An 18,195-nucleotide genomic window follows, 5' to 3' on the forward strand; every position below is an offset into this window, starting at 1 on the left:
GTCGACCATGGTCGACCGCAGCGCGTTTCGGGGTTTTGTGACCTGGGGTTTTGCGCTTTGGTTTTCGTTGGGGTCGACCAGGGCGCGTTTCGGGGTTGCGCGAAGTCGGGGTGTGCGTTCTTGTGTTGCGTTGGGGTCGACCATGGTCGACCGCAGCGTATTTTGGGGTTTTGCGCCTTGGTTTTCGTTGGGGTCGACCAGAAAGCGACCTGGTTCCCAGCCACGACTGACCGCGACGTTTTCTACCCAGCGTGCAGCCCTAAAAACGCGCTACTTGAGCTCCATGAGCACGGCACCCTTGTTCACCTGGCCGCCCGCTTCGGCGGCGAGCCCGGTGACCACGCCGGCCTTGTGGGCCTTGACGGGGTTTTCCATCTTCATGGCCTCGAGGACGAGAAGGACGTCGCCCTCGGCGACCTCGTCGCCTTCGGAGACATTGACCTTGATCACGGTGCCCTGCATGGGCGCTGCCACGGAATCGCCGGAGGCGGCCGCTGAGGTGCTGGAGGAGCGGCGCTTCCTCTTCTTGCGGCGCGGGCCGGCGCCCAGGACGAGGGAGGCGGGCAGGGCGATCTCGATGCGTCGGCCGTTGACTTCGACGGCGAAGGTGCGGGTTTCTTCGGCGTCTGCGTCCGCGGAGTCGGAGGCGTCGGTGTAGGCGGGGATTTCGTTGGCCCACTCCTCCTCGATCCAGCGGGTGTAGACGCCGAAGGAGGAGCCGTCGCCGACGAAGGCCGGGTCGCTGAGGACGGCCTGGTGGAAGGGGATGACGGTGGGCAGGCCCGCGACCGTGTATTCGGCGAGGGCGCGCTTGGAGCGCTCGATGGCCTCGGTGCGGGTTTCGCCGGAGACGATGAGCTTGGCCAGCATGGAGTCGAACTGGCCGCCGATGGTGGAGCCGGCCCGCACGCCGGAGTCGACGCGCACGCCGGGGCCGGAGGGCTCGGCGTACTCGGTGACGGTGCCCGGAGCGGGCATGAAGTTCGCGCCGGCGTCTTCGCCGTTGATGCGGAACTCGATGGCGTGGCCGCGGGGGGTGGGGTCCTCGGTGAAGCGCAGCTTCTCGCCCTGGGCGATGCGGAACTGTTCGCGGACGAGATCGATGCCGGTGGTCGCCTCGGTGACGGGGTGCTCGACCTGGAGGCGGGTGTTGACCTCGAGGAAGGAGATCAGCCCGTCGGAGCCGACGAGGTATTCGACGGTGCCGGCGCCGTAGTAGCCGGCTTCGCGGCAGATCGCCTTGGCGGAGGAGTGGATGCGCTCGCGCTGCTCGTCGGTGAGGAAGGGGGCGGGTGCTTCCTCGACGAGTTTTTGGAAGCGCCGCTGCAGGGAGCAGTCGCGCGTGCCCACGACGACGACGTTGCCGTGCTGGTCGGCGAGCACCTGGGCCTCGACGTGGCGGGCTTTGTCCAGGTAGCGCTCCACGAAGCACTCGCCGCGGCCGAAGGCGGCGGTGGCTTCGCGGGTGGCGGATTCGTAAAGCTCGGGGATGTCCTCGAGGGTGTGGGCCACCTTCATGCCGCGCCCTCCGCCGCCGAAGGCGGCCTTGATGGCCACGGGCAGGCCGTGTTCTTTGGCAAAGGCGACGACCTCGTCGGCGCCGGTCACGGGGTCTTTCGTGCCCGGGGCCATCGGGGCGTTGGCGGCCTCGGCGATGTGGCGGGCGGTGACTTTGTCGCCGAGCGCTTCGATGGAGGCGGGGGAGGGGCCGATCCAGGTCAGGCCGGCGTCGATGACGCGCTGGGCGAACTCGGCGTTTTCCGCCAGGAAGCCGTAGCCGGGGTGGACGGCGTCGGCGCCGGAGTCGGCGGCGGCCTTGAGGATTTTGTCGATGTCCAGGTAGGACTCCGCGGCGGTGGCGCCGCCGAGGGCGAAGGCCTCGTCGGCCATGCCGACGAACGGCGCTGTGGCGTCGGGTTCCGCATACACGGCGACGGATGCCAGGCCGGCATCCTTGGTGGCGCGGATGATCCGGACAGCGATTTCGCCGCGGTTGGCTATCAGTACCTTCGTCAAGTGAGACACGAAATAATCCCGTCTGCTTCGTTCTGTTAGTTCCCGCTAAACGTTAACGGGATTCAGGGCCGTAGTGTTACCGGCCGCCGGGGCGGCCGGGGAACGTGTGAGTTCCTAACTTACTACTCCGTAGGTTCCGTGTGGGACTTTTCGATGGGGACACGCACCATGTTTCCCCATTCGGCCCACGAGCCGTCGTAAAGCGCGGCGTTGGAAAAGCCGAGGATGTGGCGCAGAACGAACCACGAGTGCGCGGAGCTTTCGCCCATTTCACAGTAGGTGACAGTGCGTTTCGACGGCTCGAAGTCGGCGTAGATCCGCTCGATCTCCGCGCGGGTTTTGAAGCGGGCGTTGGGGTGCACGGCGTTGCCCCAGGGCACGTTGACGGCGCCCGGGATGTGGCCGTGGCGCAAGAAACCGGGGGCCTTGCCGTCGCGGTCCGGCTGCGGCACGCCGGCGTAGGACTCGGGGGAGCGGGCGTCGATGAGCTGCGCCGGGGGAGCGGTCATGATCTCGCTGGCGAAGGCGCGCAGAGGGGCGTCGGTGCGCTCGACGACGGGGTACTGCGTGGGCGGCAGGTCGGGGACGGCGAAGGAGGTGTCGCGCTCTTCTCCCATCCAGGCGTCGCGTCCGCCGTCGAGAAGCCGCACGTCGGGGTGGCCGAAAAGCTCGAAGACCCAGGCCGTGTAGGCGGCCCACCAGTTCGAACGGTCGCCGTAGATCACGACGGTGTCGTCGCGGGCGATGCCGCGCTCGGACATGAGCCGGGCGAAGGCCTCGCCGTCGATGAAATCGCGCCGCACCGGGTCGTTCAGGTCGCGCTCCCAATCGATGCGGACGGCGCCGGGGATGTGGCCGATGTCGTAGAGAAACGCGTCCTCGTCGCTTTCGACGACGCGTAAACCCTCGATCCCGAGCCGGGCCGACAGCCACGCCGCGGAGACGAACTTCTCCGGGTGCGCGTACTCCTGAAACAGCGGGTGCGGATCGAGTTCGACCCCCATTAGCAACCTTCCCTCTCGCGCGCATGCGCACGCTTCTCGACGCTCGACTTGCTACCCGCCAACCTTACCCCGGCTCGATTCCGGCGTTGCCATGTGAGGTCAGCCACCTTTGAATTGCCTTGCCCTGCGGGTGACAGTGAACGCCCATAAACTCCGAGGTGGAACGCGCGGGAACCAGCGGAGATCTCCTCGGCTGTGTTCCGTTTGGACCAACGTCTCACACCACCAACTGAAACCGACTGAAACCGACTCACAGCTACCGAAAGGGAGAGGGAACACGCATGCACAAGGCAATCGTTGTCTTCGAGGTCGAAGGCGGCTCCGACAAGTACTTTGACGGCCACCGCCGCGACACCATGCCCATCGTCAACGCCATCAAGGAGAAGGGCTGGAACGCCGAGGTGGTCTACTTCCGTCCCGAGTGGGCAGAGGACCTTTTCTCTTACGTCTCCGAGAACTTCGACGGCTACATCTCCCGCGTCAACCCCGGCAACGTCCCCGGCGGCGAGAAGGGCTACTTCGACCTGCTGACCCGCCTATCCGAGGCCGGCCTGGTGGGCATGTCCACCCCGGACGAGATGATGGCCTACGGCGCCAAGGATGCCCTGGTCAAGCTCAACGACACGGACTTGGTCCCCTCCGACACCGCCGCCTACTACGAGGTCGAGGACTTCCACAACACCTTCCCGACCTCCCTGTCCTACGGCGAGCGCGTGCTCAAGCAGAACCGTGGCTCCACCGGCTCCGGCATCTGGCGCGTGCGCCTGGCTGATGCCGACCTCGCCGCCTCCGTCGAGCCCGGCACCGCGCTGCCGCTGGACACCGAAATCAAGTGCACCGAGGCCGTGGACAACCACACCGAGACCCGCCAGCTCGGCGAGTTCATGGACTTCTGCGACCAGTACATCGTCGGCGACAACGGCATGCTCGTGGACATGCGCTTTCTGCCGCGCATCGTCGAAGGCGAGATCCGCATCCTGCTCGTCGGCCCGCACCCCGTCTTCGTCGTGCACAAGAAGCCGGCCGAGGGTGGCGACGCCTTCTCCGCCACCCTGTTCTCCGGCGCGAAGTACACCTACAACAAGCCCGAGGAGTGGCAGGAGCTCATCGACCTGTTCGCCGAGGCCCGCCCCGTCATCGCCGAGAAGCTCGGCGGCGACAACATCCCCCTCATCTGGACCGCCGACTTCATGCTTGCCGACGACGACGAGACGGGTGCCGACACCTACGTCCTCGGCGAGATCAACTGCTCCTGCGTCGGCTTCACCTCGGAGCTCGACATGGGCATCCAGCAGCTCGTCGCCGAGGAGGCCATCAAGCGCATTGAGGAGCACGCCGCGTAGGTACGCTACCTAGCGTGGCTTTCCTCCTTTTCATCATCATTGCCTCGCTCCTCGTCATCGCCTTCGCGGAGCCGCTGGGTGAGCGCATTGGAGTGGTCGCGCCGATCATCCTGCTGGTGGTCGGCGCAGCCACCGCGTTTTTGCCGCAGGTGCCGGATATCACCATCAACCCCGAGATCATCCTGCAGCTCATCCTGCCGCCGCTGTTGTTTTCCACGGCGATGCGCATGCCGGCCCACGATTTCCGCCGCAACCTGGGCGCCATCTTCGCCCTCGCGGTGGTGCTCGTCGTGGCCACCGCGCTGTGCGTCGGGGTGGTCATCAACCTCCTCGTGCCCCAGATCCCCCTCGCCGTAGCTGTCGCGGTGGGGGCGGTGGTCAGCCCCTCGGACGCGGTGGCGGTGGGGATTGTCAAACGCGCGGGCGTGAGCAGGCGCATCGTCGCCATCCTCGACGGGGAGGGGCTAGTAAACGACGCCTCGGCACTCGTCGTGCTGGGCACCGCGCTACTGGCGGCGACGCAGCAGGTCTCTGCCCCGGCTGTGGTCGGGCAATTCGTCTGGGCCGTCGCCGGCGCCGTCATCGTGGGCTACGCGGTGGGCAGGCTATTCATGTTCCTGCGCCGCTACGTGCACCAGCCGACCTCCAACACCGTGCTGTCCCTCGCCATCCCGTTCGCCGCGTATCTGCCTGCCGAGGAGATTGGCTCCTCAGGGCTCGTGGCCACGGTGGCGGCCGGGCTCGTCGTCGCCGCGGCAGCCCCGCGCGTGCTCTCGCCAGCCACCCGCTTTTCGGACACCCAAACCTGGGACACCATGGGTCTGGTGTTGGAGTCCCTCGTCTTCGTCATGATGGGCCTCCAGCTGCCCGCGCTTATCGACGCCGCACGAACATCCGGGTTCACCTTCCTTGCCACCGCCGTGGTGGCGCTTGCGGTATGGGCGACCGTTCTGGTGCTGCGCACCCTGACGATGATGCCGCTGGCCTGGACCATCCGCCGCGGCGCCGGGCAGATGCAGGGCCGAGCGCAGCGCCTCGGCGCCCTCGGCCAGCGCCTCGACGAGTTCGCGCAGGACCCGCGCGTCACCTCCAGCCCCCGGGCCTCCCGCCGCGTGCAATCCGGCCGCGCGCGGGTGGCCAGGGGAGAGGCGGACTCCGCCTACTTTGCCGCCAAGCCGCTCGGCCTGCGCGCGGGGGCGGTGATGGTCTGGGCCGGCATGCGCGGAGCGGTGACGCTCGCCGCCGCGCAGACGCTGCCCGCGGATACGCCGGGGCGCAGCTTCCTCATCCTCGTCTCGTTCGCGGTCGCGGCGTTCTCCCTCGTCGTGCAGGGCGGCACGCTCAGCTGGGTCGTCGACGCGCTCAAGCCGGGGACGGACGTGCCCAGCTCGCCGGAGGAGCGCCGCCGAGTCCGCGCGGTGCTGTCTGGCGCGGCCGCTGACGTCGAGGTCCCGTCTGACCTCGCGCGCGCCCTCACCGCCGGTGGGCTGCCCCGGGGGCGTGCACCGCAGGCCACCCTCCTAGAGCTCGCGCGCGCGGCCCGCGACGCGGGGGTGGTACACCAGCTGACTGACTACGCCGTTGCCCGCGTCGTCGCGCAGCGCGAGGCGCTCCTAAGCGAGCGCGACGCCGGGCGCATCGACGCCTCGGACTTCGACAGCCAGCTGCGCCGCCTTGACGTCGAGCAGCTCGCTATTGAGGCGCAAGCCCGCGAGTACGCGGAGCGTCAAGGGGCCTGACCCCAGGCTTAGCTCAGCAGGGCTTCGACGCTTTGCGGGTCGGCGTCGGAAAGCATCTGGCGGCAGCGGTCGTACTCGGGATCGTCGCCGATCGCCTTCGAGGCCAGCGCCAGCATGGCGATCGCCTTGAGAACGCCCTGGTTCGGCTCGTGGCTGGCGGGCACAGGACCCCAGCCCTTCCACCCGTTGGCCCGCAGGCGATCGAGCGAGCGGTGGTAGCCGGTGCGCGCGTAGGCGTAAGCGATCAGCGTGTCACCCTCCTGCAGCTCGCGGGCGGCGCGGGCGGCCCAGACCGAGGGCGAGTCCGGGTGCGCAAGCGCCGTTTCCCGAGCCAGCAGGTCCTTACCGTGCGCCGGATCCTCCGGCAGGTAGACGGGGGGCGGGGCCATCATGTCTTTCATCTTCATGCGCCCCACCATACTGATGGGGCGCGTCGGGACGCCTGGGGTGCCGGTCGACCGCAGCGAAATCTGGGGCGTAAAACCCCAGGTCGCGTGACCCCTTATTGCGTTGAGGTCGACCAGGGGGCGCTAAACCCCGACTTCGCGTGGGTGCTGGTCGACCGCAGCGAAAACCGGGGCGTAAATCCCCAGGTGGCGTGACCCCTTATTGTGTTGCGGTCGACCAGGGGGCGCTAAACCCCGACTTTGCGCGGGTGCTGGTCGACCCCAGCGAAATCTGGGGCGTAAATCCCCAGGTCGCGTGACCCCTTATTGCGTTGGGGTCGACCAGGGGGCGCTAAACACCGACTTCGCGTGGGGCCTGGTCGACCGCAGCGAAAACCGGGGCGCAAACCCCAAGTGGCAAACCCCGATTTTGCGTTGGGGTCGACCAGGGAGGGGCGCTAAACCCCGACTTCGCGTGGGTGCCGGTCGACCGCAGCGAAAACCGGGGCGCAAATCCCCAGGTGGCAAACCCCGACTTCGCGTTGCGGTCGACCGTGGTCGACCCCAACGAAAGCAAGGCGAAAAGGCGCCCTAATCCCAGAACTGCGATGCGGAAAGCCCGAAGGAGTAGAGCGCTTTGCGGAGGAAGGGCATGGATAGGCCGATGACGCTGGTGGGGTCGCCGTCGATGGAGTCGATGAACCAGCTGCCCAGGGCCTCGAGAGTAAATGCCCCCGCGCACTCGAGGGGCTCGCCGGAGCGGGCGTAGGCCTCGATGTCGGCGTCGGAGGCGTCGCCGAAGCTGATCGCGGTGGAGGTGGTGCCGGTAAACCAGGCGCCGCGGTGGTGTACGGCGTGGCCGGTAAGCAGGTGGGCGGTGCGCCCACGCTGGGCTTTCCAGCGCGCGATGGTGGCGTCGATGGTGTGGGGTTTGCCCTGGAGGTGGCCGTCGAGAAGCAGCATGGAATCGCAGCCCACGGTGACGTCCTCGGGGTACGTGCCGGCAACTGCCTCGGCTTTGGCGCGCGCTAGGGCGCCGACGACCTCGGCGGGGGCGGCGGCGGGGAGGGAGGCGATGAGGGCGTCCTCGTCGATGTGCGCTGGGTGGAGCACGGGGGTGACGCCGCCGTTTTCCAGCAGCATGCGCCGCGAGGGGGACTGGGAGGCCAGGACGAGGCGCATTAGAAGTAGTTGATGTTGGCGAAGGCGCCGGGGTTGAACACGTCGGGGTGGCGCAGTGAGGAGGGCCGACCCCACAGGTTGCGCTCGCCGGGGCCGGCGGACGCGGTGGCGGCGGTCTGCAGCTCCGCGAGGACGGTGGTTAGAGCGGCGAGCTCCTCGTCGGTCGGGTTGCCCTTGACAACGCTGAAGGTCGGTGCAGTCATGTGGGGTACTCCTTACAGGGGAATGTTGCCGTGCTTCTTCATGGCAGGGTAGACCACCTTGCGCTCCAGCAGGCGCAGGGCCTCGGTGATCTGGGAGCGGGTGTGGGCGGGTTCGATCACGGAGTCGACGAGGCCACGCTCGGTGGCAACGTAGGGGTTGAGGTTTTCCTCCGCGTAGGCCTCCGCGTCGGTGTTGAGGGCGGTGGCGGCGGTGGGGGCGTCGGAAAGCGCGATTTGGGCGGTGGGCCAGGCGAAGACGAGGTCCGCGCCAAGGAACTTCGAGCCCATGACGGCGTAGGAAGCGCCGAGCGCCTTGCGCGTGACGACGGTGACCGTGCCCACCTGGGCTTCCGCGAAGGCGTAGGCCAGCGCGGCCGCCCCGGATAGGACGCCGGCGTGCTCCTCGTCGGCGGTGGGGACGAAGCCGGGGGAGTCGACGAGGAAGACGAGCGGCAGGTTGAAGGCGTCGCAGGTGCGGACGAAACGCGCCGCCTTGCGCGCGGCGGCGTTGGTCAGGCAGCCCGCCAGGGAGGAGGGCTGGTTGGCCACCACGCCCACGGCGCGCCCGTTGACGTGCGCGAAGCCCGTGACCACGTTGTCGGCGTAGTTGCCGCCGAGCTCGAAGAAGTCGCCGTCGGTGAGGGCGGTGATGATGTCGTGGACGTCGTAGGCCGCGGCGTCGTCGTCGGGGATGAAGTCGTTGAGGTCCACCGGCGCCGGCTCCGCGGGGGCGGACAGCGGGGAGGCGGCGCGGTTGTTCTCCGGCAGGTAGCCGACTAGCTCGCGCGCCAGTTCTACGGCAGCGGTGTCGCTGGGGGCGATGAGCTGGGCCAGGCCCGTCGTGGCCTCGTGGACAGCCGCGCCACCGAGGGACTGCGCGCTGGCCTCGGCGCCGCTGACGGTGGTCACGATGTCCGGGTCGGCCAGGTGCGCGGCCGCGCCGTCGGCCATGACAACAAGGTCCGCGAGCGGGATCTGGGCTGCGGACAGGCCCGCCGTCGGCCCGGCGACGACGGCGATCTGGGGGATCAGGCCGGAGGCCTCGGTGGCGGCGCGCAGGATCTTCGCCTGCATGGCGGCGGCGATCACGCCCTCAACGATGCGCGGGCCGGCGGAGTCGTAGATGCCCACGAGCGGCACGCCGGTCTTGGTGGCGAGGTCGTAGAGCTTGAGCACCTTTTCCGCGTAGACCTCGCCGACGGCGCCGTCGAAGATCGTGGGGTCCTGGGAAAAGACGCACACCCTGCGGCCGTCGACAAGCCCATAGCCCGTGATAACGCCGTCTGTCGGCGGCTTGGTGCGGTCCATCTTGTAGGCCTCGACGCGGTGGCGGGCCAGCGCGTCGGTTTCGACGAAGGAGTCGGCGTCCAGGAGCTTCTCCACGCGCTCCCGGGCCGTGGCCCTGCCCGCGGCACGCGTCGCGTCGACGGCCTCCTGGCCGACCGGCGCCTGCGCCTCCTCCAGGCGGTTGCGCAGGTCCTGAAGGCGGCCAGCAGTCGTGGACATGTCGGGTGTGGAGGAACTCATAGGCCCTTACTCTAATGTGCGGTCGGTGGACACGGTATTCGGCGGCGGCCTCCCGGAAGAAGCGCCGTGGGGTCTATCGGCGGGCCGGGTGGGAATGTTTCCGTCTCAATTGCCAGTCGGTGTGCTAGGCGGGGCTTTCCGACGTCCATTGCTTGTGGCCGATGAGAGAATAAACCTCTTGGGTGAGCGGCGTGCTGTGCCATCTGGCGAAAAGTCCGGAGCGGCGAAACCGCATCATTGTGAGGGAAAAGGTGCGAGCAGCCTGCACGAGTTCCGGGTGAGCTTTGAGCAGCTGCTCGAGTGAGCCGACGGGGTAATAGAGGGTGTCGCAGCTCACTGAGTCGTACTCCGTGAAATCGAAACCGAAAATAGTGGGAGAGAGAACGTCGTGATCCGACCAGTCGACGTCCTCGCTGATGAAAACATTGAGATAGCCGACCGGGTGCTTATCCGGTAGATGCCCGGGCCAGCCCTCTATATCCATGGCGCGCAGGTTACGAGGAAAGACAAGAAACTCTAACGTTCCGGTATTCAACGTCGCATACCGGCCTCCCGCCGTGGAGGGGTAATCCGAAAGTGTCCAAAAAGAGCGCTCGGTGGTTTGCGCGCTTGGTATGAGGAACTCGATGGCATAGGCCAGGTCGGCGACGACTGCTTCGTATACGTCCTTGCGCGCCGCCTCTGCCAGCCTGGTCCTCGGCGTGCGGATCATCGCGTGCGCAGTGAAATCCTGATGGCAGTCGGTTGTCTCTCCCAAAGACCAGTGATTTGCTTTCTCCACCGCAATGATTTGCTCTAGCGGGGATTCTGTGACGCTCTCGGGAACGCCAGTTCGGTTGCGAAGCGGCAGACCGCGATCGCGGAAGTACCGGATGGTCAGTCTCTCCTCCACGTCGAGGTCGCCTTCCGCGACTTCGCGGAAGAGCACGGCAACAATGTCACCCCATGGGCCGTGATGGCGAGAGCCGTGAACGTGACTATTGAAGCGGGAGAGGACGTTGGTTGCTTTTCCTACGTAGCGGGACCCGTCCTCGAACTCGAGGACGTAAATGCCGCGGCGGCGGTCGCTTGCAATGAGTGGGGCCAGGCTGTCGCCCGAGCGGACGGGCCAGGACGTAAAGGTCATGGTCGGTGACGTCTCGCCGGTAGCTTTGTTCGCGTCGTGTGGTGCTTCCATGCCGGAAAACCTAGCGTGCGTTCGCGGGGACTGCGAGGGAAATAGGGGCCTGCCGCAGCACGAGGCGATTTCGCTGTGCTCTGGGCATTTAGTGGGCGCTTCGACGAAATCGGAGCCCTTTTCGCGTTTCGTGTTTACTGGGACGCATTAGTTCTGTCTTATTAAGCGGAGGGAACACATGAAGATCGCAGTGACGGGCGCGTCCGGCAACGTCGGCACCGCAGTGCTGAGGGCGTTGCAGGCCGACGAAACGGTCTCGCAGATCGTGGGCATTTCGCGGCGCACGCCGCCCGAGGTGGAGCCGTACGCCGGCGTGGAGTGGCACAGCGTCGACGTCGGCGCCGCAGCCGGGCCAGACGAGACGATTACCGCCCTGACCAGGGCATTCGAGGGCGTCGACGCGGTGATCCACCTGGCCTGGATCATCTACCCCAATCACGACCGGGAGCTGCTGCGCCGCGTCAACGTCGAGGGCACCCAGCGCACGCTCGAGGCGTGTGCGGCGGCCGGAGTGCCGCACATCGTGGTGGCCTCCTCCGTCGGTGCGTACAGCGCGGATCCGGCGCGCGGGGAGGTCACCGGGCCTACGGACGCCTCGCCGCTGCGGCAGGAGGACTTCCCCGCGCGCGGCATCGCCGGGTCCCACTACAGCGAGGACAAGGGGGCAGTCGAGGAGCTTCTCGACGCCTTCACGGCCGCCCACCCCGAGATCACCCTGGCCCGGTTGCGCCCGGGGCTGATCTTCCAGCCGGCCGCCGCCTCCGAGATCAAGCGCTTCTTCCTGGGCTCCGCCGCCCCGGTGGGGCTGCTGGACACGGTGCGCCCGCCGCTGGTGCCGCTGCCGAAGGGGGTGCGCGCCCAGGCCGTCCACGCCGACGACATCGCCGAGGCCTACCGGCTCGCCGCGACGAAGCGGGCCACGGGCGCATTCAACATCTGCGCCGACGACGTGCTCTACCCGAAGGACCTGGCGGAGCTGGTGGGGCAGGGCCGCTTCGTCGAGGTGCCGCCGAAGCTGGTGCGCTCCGCGCTTGCCGCGGCGCACGCCTCCGGAGCGGTGCCCGCGGACGCGGGCTGGGTGGACATGGCGATGGGCGTACCGCTTCTGGATAATTCCCGCGCCAAACGCGAGCTCGGCTGGGCGCCCACCCGAACGGCGAAAGACACGGTGCGCGAGCTGATCAGCGCCATGATCGAGGGCGCGGGCCACGATTCGCCGAGCCTGTGGGCGGAAAACCGCCCTGCCGCCGCCCCGGTGGTCGAGAGCGCGCAGGTGGCGGGTGGCGTCGACGCCGACCTGCTGGGGGCCTACCTCTCCGACCACATTGCCACGGCCCGCGAGGCGGCGGACATCCTCGACGCGATGACCCTGGACCACCAGGACAGCCCTGTCTTCGCCGAGATCGCCGCCGCGGCGCAGCAGGCGCGCACCGATCGCGACGTTCTGGAGCAGCTGGCCAGCGCCCTCGGCGTTACGCCGAAGACCGCTAGGGCGGGCCAGGTCAAGTCCGCGCACCGGGCGCCGAAGCGCTCGCGCCTGGCGCTGCTGCTCGGCACCGAGAGGCTGCGCGCCGCGGCCGTCGCCACGATCGGTGCGTGGGAGACGCTGCGCACCCACGCGCCTGACCTCGGCCTCGAGGAGGCATTCTTGGACACGCGTATCGACGCCACCCGTGCTCTCCTGGACACCCTCAACGAAATCCACGCGCACGCCACGCTGCGCGCGTTCCGCGGGGCGTCCGCCTAGGGGTCCGGAGCGGCCACAAAGCGGCACGTTCGTGCCGAAAGTGCCGTGCAAGGGCGGAGCGAAAGCGCGAAGTTGGTTAAAACGGCACGTTCGTGCCGGAAGTGACTGGAATGCGGCCACCCCGTGTGGTTCAATGGCGAAAGCGGCACGATGTTGCCGGATTGCTACCGGTTTGTGCGCAACATCCGCGTTCCAGAGGGGTAGGTGAGGGTAGGTGGTGGATCTTGCTGCCGCGGTGCGCACACGCCGCCGCGAACTGAACTTGACCCAGGAAGAACTCGCAGACCTGGCGCAGGTGGCGGAACGGACGGTCCGGGCCATTGAGGCCGGCAAGCAAACGGTGCAGCTGGATAAGGCCGTGCAGGTCTTAAGTGCCATCGGGCTCGAGCTCGCGGTGCAAGTTCACGTTCCCGAGGCGCTGCGATGACAGCGACAACCACCGCCTATGTGTGGGTGGGTGAAGCTTTGGCGGCAACCATAACGCGAGACGCCCTGGGAACGACCTTCCAGTACCTCCCGGAGTATCTGGGCGCTGAAGGTCCCGCGGTCGCGACAACGCTTCCGAAAACGGCTCGTGCTTTCACGCTGCCGCCGGGTCAGGTCCCGCCGTTCTTTGCCGGGTTGTTGCCAGAGGGGCGCAGGTTGAGCGCATTGAGGAGGTCCCTGAAGACCTCCGCAGACGACGATCTCGGTCTGCTGCTGGCCGTGGGGGCGAATACTGTGGGCAACGTCTCCGTTTTGCCTGAAGGGAAGCGGCCGCAGGCTGTCCCCGGCAGCGTCGCGCTAGACAAGAAAGATGTCGATTTTTCCCGGATCCTCGCAGATGCCGGTGTTGGGGACCCGAACGCACTGCCGGGGGTGCAAGACAAGGCGTCGGCGCGCACTATCGCGATTCCCGTCGGCGGTGAGGCCTTGGTCAAACTGTCCCCGCCCGAGTACCCGGGTTTGGTGGAAAACGAACTCACGTGCCTGCGCGCTTTTCGCGCCATGCCGATGGCGAAAAACAACGTGGTCGATGCGTCTATCGTGCGTGACGTCAACGGCGTACCCGGCTTAGTGGTGCGCCGCTTCGACGGCAGCTTTCCTCACAAGTACCCGGTAGAAGATGCAGCGCAGTTGCTCGGCATCTACCCGGCGGATAAGTACAACGTCAGTTACGAGGAAGTGTGCGAGCGGGTCCTCGAGGTGGTGTCGGCGCCCGCGCTTGCCGCCCGCGGCCTCATGCTTCAGCTGGCCTTTGCGTGGCTGAGCGGAAACGGAGACGTGCATGCCAAGAACATCTCGGTGATCAACACAGGCAAGGGGTACGAGCTGACGCCGGTCTACGACATCCCTAGCACGGCGCCCTACGGCGATCACTCGCTCGCCCTTGAGGTCGGTGGCCAAACGGCAGGGTTGAGCCGGAAGCGCTTTGTAGCCCTGTGCCACAACGTTGGGGTGTCAGAGAAACTGGCGCACAAGATTGCTGAGCAGGCCCTCGCGGCCACCGATGACCTAGGCCGCGCGCTTATGAGCGCCGCCTCCTTCGATCCCCGCCGCGCCCGCGACCTCACCCGCACCCTGCGCAGCAGGCGGCAGCACTGGTGAGACCGGGCACTGCAAGCGAAAACACCGCGCGCCCAATAGAATCCGCTGACATGGGAAAAGTGCCTCCGCCCCGCCTCGTGAGCCGACGCGACGCCCTCCTCGCGGGCCTGGCATTACCGCTGCTCGGCGCGGCGTCGTGCGCGGCGCCGCAGGGCGCGGGAGGCGGGGAGGCGCCCCCGGAGCAGCCGACGCCCTCGGCGACCAAAACGGCGAGGGTGGACGTCGATAAGCCTCTGCCCGCGGACGTCGCGGCGAAGTACGACAGCGCCGAGCCCCGCGTGTGGGGCTACGACCTGCCGGGGATCGTGGAGGCGCTCGACCCGAGCTCGACGTCGATCGCCCTGACCTTCGACGCCTGCGGCGGGCCGCACGGCTCGCTTATCGACGACCCCCTGCTCGCCCTCCTCGAGCAGCAGGCCGTGCCGGCGACCCTGTTCTGGAACAAGCGCTGGATCGAGCAGAACCCGCAGCGGGCGCGGGACATCGCGCAGAACCCGCTGTTCCAGATCGAAAACCACGGCACCCTGCACAAGCCGCTGTCGGTCAACGGCCGCGCCGCCTACGGCATCCCCGGCACCGAAAGCGCCGCGGAGCTGGTCGAGGAGATCGAGGGCAACCGCCGGTTCCTGCGGGAGTTCCTCGGCGTGGAGTCGAACTGGTTCCGCTCGGGCACCGCCTTCTACGACGACGTCGCGGTGGACATCGCGCGCGAGCTCGGCGTCAGCCTCGCCGGCTTCGCCGTCAACGGGGACGCGGGCGCCACCCTGCCCGGCGCCGCTGTGGCCAGCCACCTGCGGCAGGCCGCCCCGGGGGCAATCGTGCTCATGCACATGAACCAGCCCGGGCGGGGCACGGCCGACGGTGTCAGGGAGGCGATCCCGCAGCTGCGAGAGGCGGGTTTTACGTTTGCGAAGCTGGGGGAGGCGCCCGGCGAGTGCAGAGATCGCACCTGCGGTAAACTCGCCACAACCGCGTGAGCTGTATGCCCTGTGTCCGTTTTCAGGCATCGTGCGGTTCATGTACGACTTGGCAGTCGGCGGCCCCAACGAATCGCAAGGAGTAATGATGGCGGCTTCCCACGGGTACGCGGTGGTGGACCTCGAAACCACGGGTTTCGGTCAGACCGACAGGATTGTCGAGATCGGGGTGGTGCTGCTGAACGCGGACCTCGAGGTTGAGGGGACCTGGGATACCCTCGTCCAGCCGAACCGCGACATCCCGAATACCCACATCCACAAGGTGACGGCCTCTCAGCTCGTCCATGCCCCGGTATTCGCCGACGTTGCGCCCTACGTTGCCGGTCTTCTCAGCGGGCGGGTGCCGGTTGCGCACAACGCGAGCTTTGAAAAACGCTTCCTTACCCGTGAGTTCGAAGCCGCGGGGATCGCACTTAACGTGCGCCACATCGAGTGGCTCGACACCATGGTGCTCTCGCAGCGCCACCTGGGTACTTCCAAGCTTTCGGATTCGATCGCGCTCGCCCGCGTGGAGAACCCCCACGCGCATTCAGCGCTCGCGGACGCCCAGGCTACGGCGGATCTTCTCCGGGTTTTGACGCGCTCACACGGGGCTGTGCTGCCCCGCCTCAGGGCCATCGCGGCCGAATGTCCTCAGGTGGAAAAGCCCCGCACCCTGTCCCGCCAAGATACGGTATCGGGCGAGGAGCACTGGCTGGCGCGGTTGGCCGGCTCGCTGCCTGCGTCCGGGGCCGGCGCCTCGGAGCGCTACCGCCGTGCGCTCGCGGCCAGCTTGGTCGATAACAACCTCTCCGCCTCAGAAATTCAGCATCTGGGCAGCATTGCGCTTGCCGACGGCCTCTCGGTCGATGACATCAAGCAGACACACGAGGAGGTCGTCCGCCAGCTCGCCGTGGAGGCGTGGCTCGACGGAGTCATCACTGACAGCGAACGGAGTGTCTTGACCCGACTCGCCGGCGATCTCGGTGTGTCGGCGGGCCTCGTCGCTTCGCTCCTGGCGGAGCCCGTCGACGGCGACGCCTCCGCGCGCTTCGCCCTGAAAACCGGGGACCGGGTCGCCTTCACCGGCTCGCTGGACCTGCCGCGCGAGGAATGGGAGCGCAGAGCAACCGGGGTCGGGCTGGTGCCGGGCGGTGTGATGAAGAAGACCGTCGTTGTCGTCTCGGCCAACCCCGACTCGATGAGCGGCAAAGCGGCGCGAGCCCGTGAACTCATGATCCCGATCGTCGACGAGCAGAGCTTTGCACGACTTGTCTCGCAACTCGAGCCGCACCCGACCGGGGAAACACCCACGGAGGAGTGGCTCGGTTTCGCGTGGCTCGACCACCTCGGCACCGACGTGTACGGCGGCGCGTTGACTGCCGAGACGGTCGCCGCCCTCTGGATCGAGCACAAAGCCTCCGAACCCCTCTACCGCGTCTCTTCGGTGCTTAGCCCGCGGCACGTCATAGACCTTTCGCGTTCGAGCACCGAGGGCATTGCCCGGCAGTGGGCCTTTCGCTTCGAGCACATGCTCGAAGCCACCGTGCACGATTTGAGAGACATCCCCGGCGTGGGCGCAAAGCGGCTCCAGCGCCTCGTCGAAGCGGTGGTGCTCGCCGCCATCGACGAAGACGGCGCCTATGGCGAGACAAGCGGTTTCCTCGACGGCGACATTTACGCTGCGGAAGACTCCTTGGAAAAGCCGATTGACCAGCTAGAGGTGGTCAAGGGATGGGCCGCGCTCGCCGGAGCACCTTTCCCCGGAAGCGGCGAGGAAACCGTATCTACCCTGCTCAAAGCGTGCCTCAGTGAGCTTGTCGACGTCTGCATCCACGACGCACGCTCCCTCGCGATCGCCTCCCTCCGCTGGCTGGGCGAAGCGACCCTCGACGAACTGGGCGCGCAATTCGGCGTCACGCGGGAGCGAATCAGGCAGATTGAGAAGCAGCTGCGGAACGGTTTTGACGCGAAATCCCAGCTGAGTGCGGAAACCGCGAAACTTTTGGCAAAGCGCCTGGGCCCCCTCGTGCAGGTCTCGGCGGCCCAGGAGATCCTGCCAGGCCTCTGGCAGGAGGAGCCCGTACTCGCGCGCACCGCGGAGGAGTACTTCCGGCACATGTTCAACGCGTGGGAGAATGACGGGGCTTGGATCTCCGCCCCCGGGTTTGCGGACACGGTCGACACACTCCTCGCCAGGAACTCGAACGCCTACGGTGTTTTCAGCCCGGCAGAGGTCGCAGCCGAGCTGCACCTGGCCGAGGAGATTCTCCGCACCTGGTTGGAGGACAAACCCGGCTACATCGACCTCCCCGACGGCACCATGGCGTTGGCTCGAAACCACCAGGACAGGGCAGCGGCTGTTCTCTCGGTGAGCGGCGAACCTATGACGATCGAGCAGATTGCCGAGGCCCTCCAATCGGACGCCAATGTGCGGTCTATGGCGAATCAGCTTGCCGTGGACGACAGAATCTCGCGTGTGGCGAACTCAACCTACGCTCTGACCGAATGGGGATTGGAAGATTTCAGCACGATCGCGGAGTGGATCGGACGGCGGGTGGATGAATCCGACACAGGCTCCGTGCTCTTGAGCGATTTGATCGCGGAGGCAGACCGCCTGCGGATCAGCGAATCCTCCGTGCGGGCGTATGCGGCGTCATCTGACTTTTCGCTGTCTGATGGCGTCGTGACGCGTGCGGAGGCAACCGACGAGGTGATCGCGGACGGGCCGGAAGATTCCAAGCACCTCTACTTCCGCGACGGCGCCTGGCATCTACTGGTAACGGTGAACGCGGACCACCTCCGTGGCTCTGGGTTCCCCGTGCCGCGCGGCGTGGCGGGACTGTACAAAGTCGGCGTCAACGACTCAGTGGCAATTCCGAGCCGCCTCGGAGAACAGCACGTGCGGGTCAACCGGCTGAAGCAGGTCTCCACCTCCACCATCAGGCGTTTCCTCGACTCCCTGCAAACGGCTGCGGGCGAACGCGTGTGGCTACGCTTCGGGGCCGATACTTTCGACGTCGTCTCGGCTCCGCCATTCGACGAATCCCTGCAGGGGCTGGCGCTTCTTCTGTCCACGATGGGCCTCGATCCAGCACTGGCCGAGACCCCGGAGGCGGCGCAGGAATCAATCAACGAGGCCCTTGGGCTTGACCCTGGTGCTCCGCGCCGCCGCAGCACTGCGATTTTCGGCCACCGGCGCCAGGACGACCTCGCGGAAATCCTGCGCAGCCTCTAGACGCGATCCAGGCTGCCGCGGGCCTGGTTCACTCGGTTTCGGCAAGAACAAAACGGCAAGAATCCACCGGAGACGAGCGAAACCGGGGAT

14 protein-coding genes are annotated in these 18,195 nt (G+C 67.2%); 7 read left to right on the forward strand and 7 right to left on the reverse strand.

Annotation, left to right across the window (positions count from 1 at the left end; genetic code table 11):
• Positions 1–270: 270 nt before the first annotated feature.
• Both CAURIS_RS02635 and CAURIS_RS02640 read right to left on the reverse strand, forming a co-directional pair.
• On the reverse strand, positions 271–2,025 hold the full coding sequence (locus CAURIS_RS02635; RefSeq protein ID WP_290342688.1) for an acetyl/propionyl/methylcrotonyl-CoA carboxylase subunit alpha: 1,755 nt from the start codon (positions 2,023–2,025) through the stop codon (positions 271–273).
• 113 nt (positions 2,026–2,138) lie between these two features.
• Positions 2,139–3,020, reverse strand: a complete 882-nt coding sequence (locus CAURIS_RS02640) for a sulfurtransferase (RefSeq protein ID WP_290342689.1) — start codon at positions 3,018–3,020, stop codon at positions 2,139–2,141.
• A 281-nt stretch (positions 3,021–3,301) separates the two neighbouring features.
• Between CAURIS_RS02640 and CAURIS_RS02645 the strand changes: the two genes are divergently transcribed.
• Complete coding sequence (locus tag CAURIS_RS02645) at positions 3,302–4,363, forward strand: Cj0069 family protein (RefSeq protein WP_290342690.1); 1,062 nt, start codon at positions 3,302–3,304, stop codon at positions 4,361–4,363.
• Between the two features lie 14 nt (positions 4,364–4,377).
• On the forward strand, positions 4,378–6,102 hold the full coding sequence (locus tag CAURIS_RS02650) for a cation:proton antiporter (RefSeq protein ID WP_290342691.1): 1,725 nt from the start codon (positions 4,378–4,380) through the stop codon (positions 6,100–6,102).
• A gap of 8 nt (positions 6,103–6,110) precedes the next feature.
• Here the strand turns inward: CAURIS_RS02650 and CAURIS_RS02655 are convergent, their stop codons facing one another.
• From CAURIS_RS02655 to CAURIS_RS02675, 5 genes are all read right to left on the reverse strand, one after another.
• Positions 6,111–6,509, reverse strand: coding sequence for a DUF3151 domain-containing protein (locus CAURIS_RS02655; protein ID WP_290342692.1), 399 nt, complete (start codon positions 6,507–6,509; stop codon positions 6,111–6,113).
• A 570-nt stretch (positions 6,510–7,079) separates the two neighbouring features.
• Positions 7,080–7,670, reverse strand: a complete 591-nt coding sequence (locus tag CAURIS_RS02660; RefSeq protein ID WP_290342693.1) for a Maf family protein — start codon at positions 7,668–7,670, stop codon at positions 7,080–7,082.
• On the reverse strand, positions 7,670–7,873 hold the full coding sequence (locus tag CAURIS_RS02665) for an acyl-CoA carboxylase subunit epsilon (RefSeq protein WP_290342694.1): 204 nt from the start codon (positions 7,871–7,873) through the stop codon (positions 7,670–7,672). Before CAURIS_RS02665 ends, CAURIS_RS02660 begins: the two co-directional genes overlap by 1 nt.
• Positions 7,874–7,885: 12 nt before the next feature.
• A complete protein-coding gene (locus CAURIS_RS02670) occupies positions 7,886–9,400 on the reverse strand; it encodes an acyl-CoA carboxylase subunit beta (RefSeq protein ID WP_290342695.1) in 1,515 nt (504 codons plus the stop codon).
• 124 nt (positions 9,401–9,524) lie between these two features.
• Positions 9,525–10,577 (reverse strand): GIY-YIG nuclease family protein, encoded by a 1,053-nt coding sequence (locus CAURIS_RS02675; protein ID WP_290342696.1) that lies wholly within the window; start codon positions 10,575–10,577, stop codon positions 9,525–9,527.
• A gap of 178 nt (positions 10,578–10,755) precedes the next feature.
• Between CAURIS_RS02675 and CAURIS_RS02680 the strand changes: the two genes are divergently transcribed.
• From CAURIS_RS02680 to CAURIS_RS02700, 5 genes are all read left to right on the forward strand, one after another.
• Entirely contained in the window at positions 10,756–12,324 is a 1,569-nt protein-coding gene (locus CAURIS_RS02680) for an NAD-dependent epimerase/dehydratase family protein (RefSeq protein WP_290342697.1), read from the forward strand.
• Between the two features lie 214 nt (positions 12,325–12,538).
• On the forward strand, positions 12,539–12,751 hold the full coding sequence (locus tag CAURIS_RS02685) for a type II toxin-antitoxin system Y4mF family antitoxin (protein ID WP_290342698.1): 213 nt from the start codon (positions 12,539–12,541) through the stop codon (positions 12,749–12,751).
• On the forward strand, positions 12,748–13,911 hold the full coding sequence (locus CAURIS_RS02690; protein WP_290342699.1) for a type II toxin-antitoxin system HipA family toxin: 1,164 nt from the start codon (positions 12,748–12,750) through the stop codon (positions 13,909–13,911). The genes CAURIS_RS02685 and CAURIS_RS02690 overlap by 4 nt, the downstream gene beginning before the upstream one ends.
• 50 nt (positions 13,912–13,961) lie before the next feature.
• Positions 13,962–14,888 carry a polysaccharide deacetylase family protein gene (locus tag CAURIS_RS02695; RefSeq protein WP_290342700.1) on the forward strand — a complete coding sequence of 309 codons (927 nt, stop codon included), beginning with the start codon at positions 13,962–13,964 and terminating at the stop codon, positions 14,886–14,888.
• Between the two features lie 88 nt (positions 14,889–14,976).
• Complete coding sequence (locus CAURIS_RS02700) at positions 14,977–18,105, forward strand: exonuclease domain-containing protein (RefSeq protein WP_290342701.1); 3,129 nt, start codon at positions 14,977–14,979, stop codon at positions 18,103–18,105.
• The last annotated feature ends 90 nt before the right edge of the window (positions 18,106–18,195 follow it).

The sequence above is a fragment of the Corynebacterium auris genome (assembly GCF_030408575.1).
GTDB lineage: Bacteria > Actinomycetota > Actinomycetes > Mycobacteriales > Mycobacteriaceae > Corynebacterium > Corynebacterium auris.

Excerpts from the sequence above, each read along its gene's own strand:
- CAURIS_RS02640 (WP_290342689.1), bottom strand. The coding sequence starts at position 3,020 with ATGGGGGTCGAACTCGATCCGCACCCGCTGTTTCAGGAGTACGCGCAC.
- CAURIS_RS02645 (WP_290342690.1), top strand. The coding sequence starts at position 3,302 with ATGCACAAGGCAATCGTTGTCTTCGAGGTCGAAGGCGGCTCCGACAAG.
- CAURIS_RS02655 (WP_290342692.1), bottom strand. The coding sequence starts at position 6,509 with ATGAAGATGAAAGACATGATGGCCCCGCCCCCCGTCTACCTGCCGGAG.
- CAURIS_RS02660 (WP_290342693.1), bottom strand. The coding sequence starts at position 7,670 with ATGCGCCTCGTCCTGGCCTCCCAGTCCCCCTCGCGGCGCATGCTGCTG.
- CAURIS_RS02665 (WP_290342694.1), bottom strand. The coding sequence starts at position 7,873 with ATGACTGCACCGACCTTCAGCGTTGTCAAGGGCAACCCGACCGACGAG.
- CAURIS_RS02670 (WP_290342695.1), bottom strand. The coding sequence starts at position 9,400 with ATGAGTTCCTCCACACCCGACATGTCCACGACTGCTGGCCGCCTTCAG.
- CAURIS_RS02675 (WP_290342696.1), bottom strand. The coding sequence starts at position 10,577 with ATGGAAGCACCACACGACGCGAACAAAGCTACCGGCGAGACGTCACCG.
- CAURIS_RS02680 (WP_290342697.1), top strand. The coding sequence starts at position 10,756 with ATGAAGATCGCAGTGACGGGCGCGTCCGGCAACGTCGGCACCGCAGTG.
- CAURIS_RS02690 (WP_290342699.1), top strand. The coding sequence starts at position 12,748 with ATGACAGCGACAACCACCGCCTATGTGTGGGTGGGTGAAGCTTTGGCG.
- CAURIS_RS02695 (WP_290342700.1), top strand. The coding sequence starts at position 13,962 with ATGGGAAAAGTGCCTCCGCCCCGCCTCGTGAGCCGACGCGACGCCCTC.
- CAURIS_RS02700 (WP_290342701.1), top strand. The coding sequence starts at position 14,977 with ATGGCGGCTTCCCACGGGTACGCGGTGGTGGACCTCGAAACCACGGGT.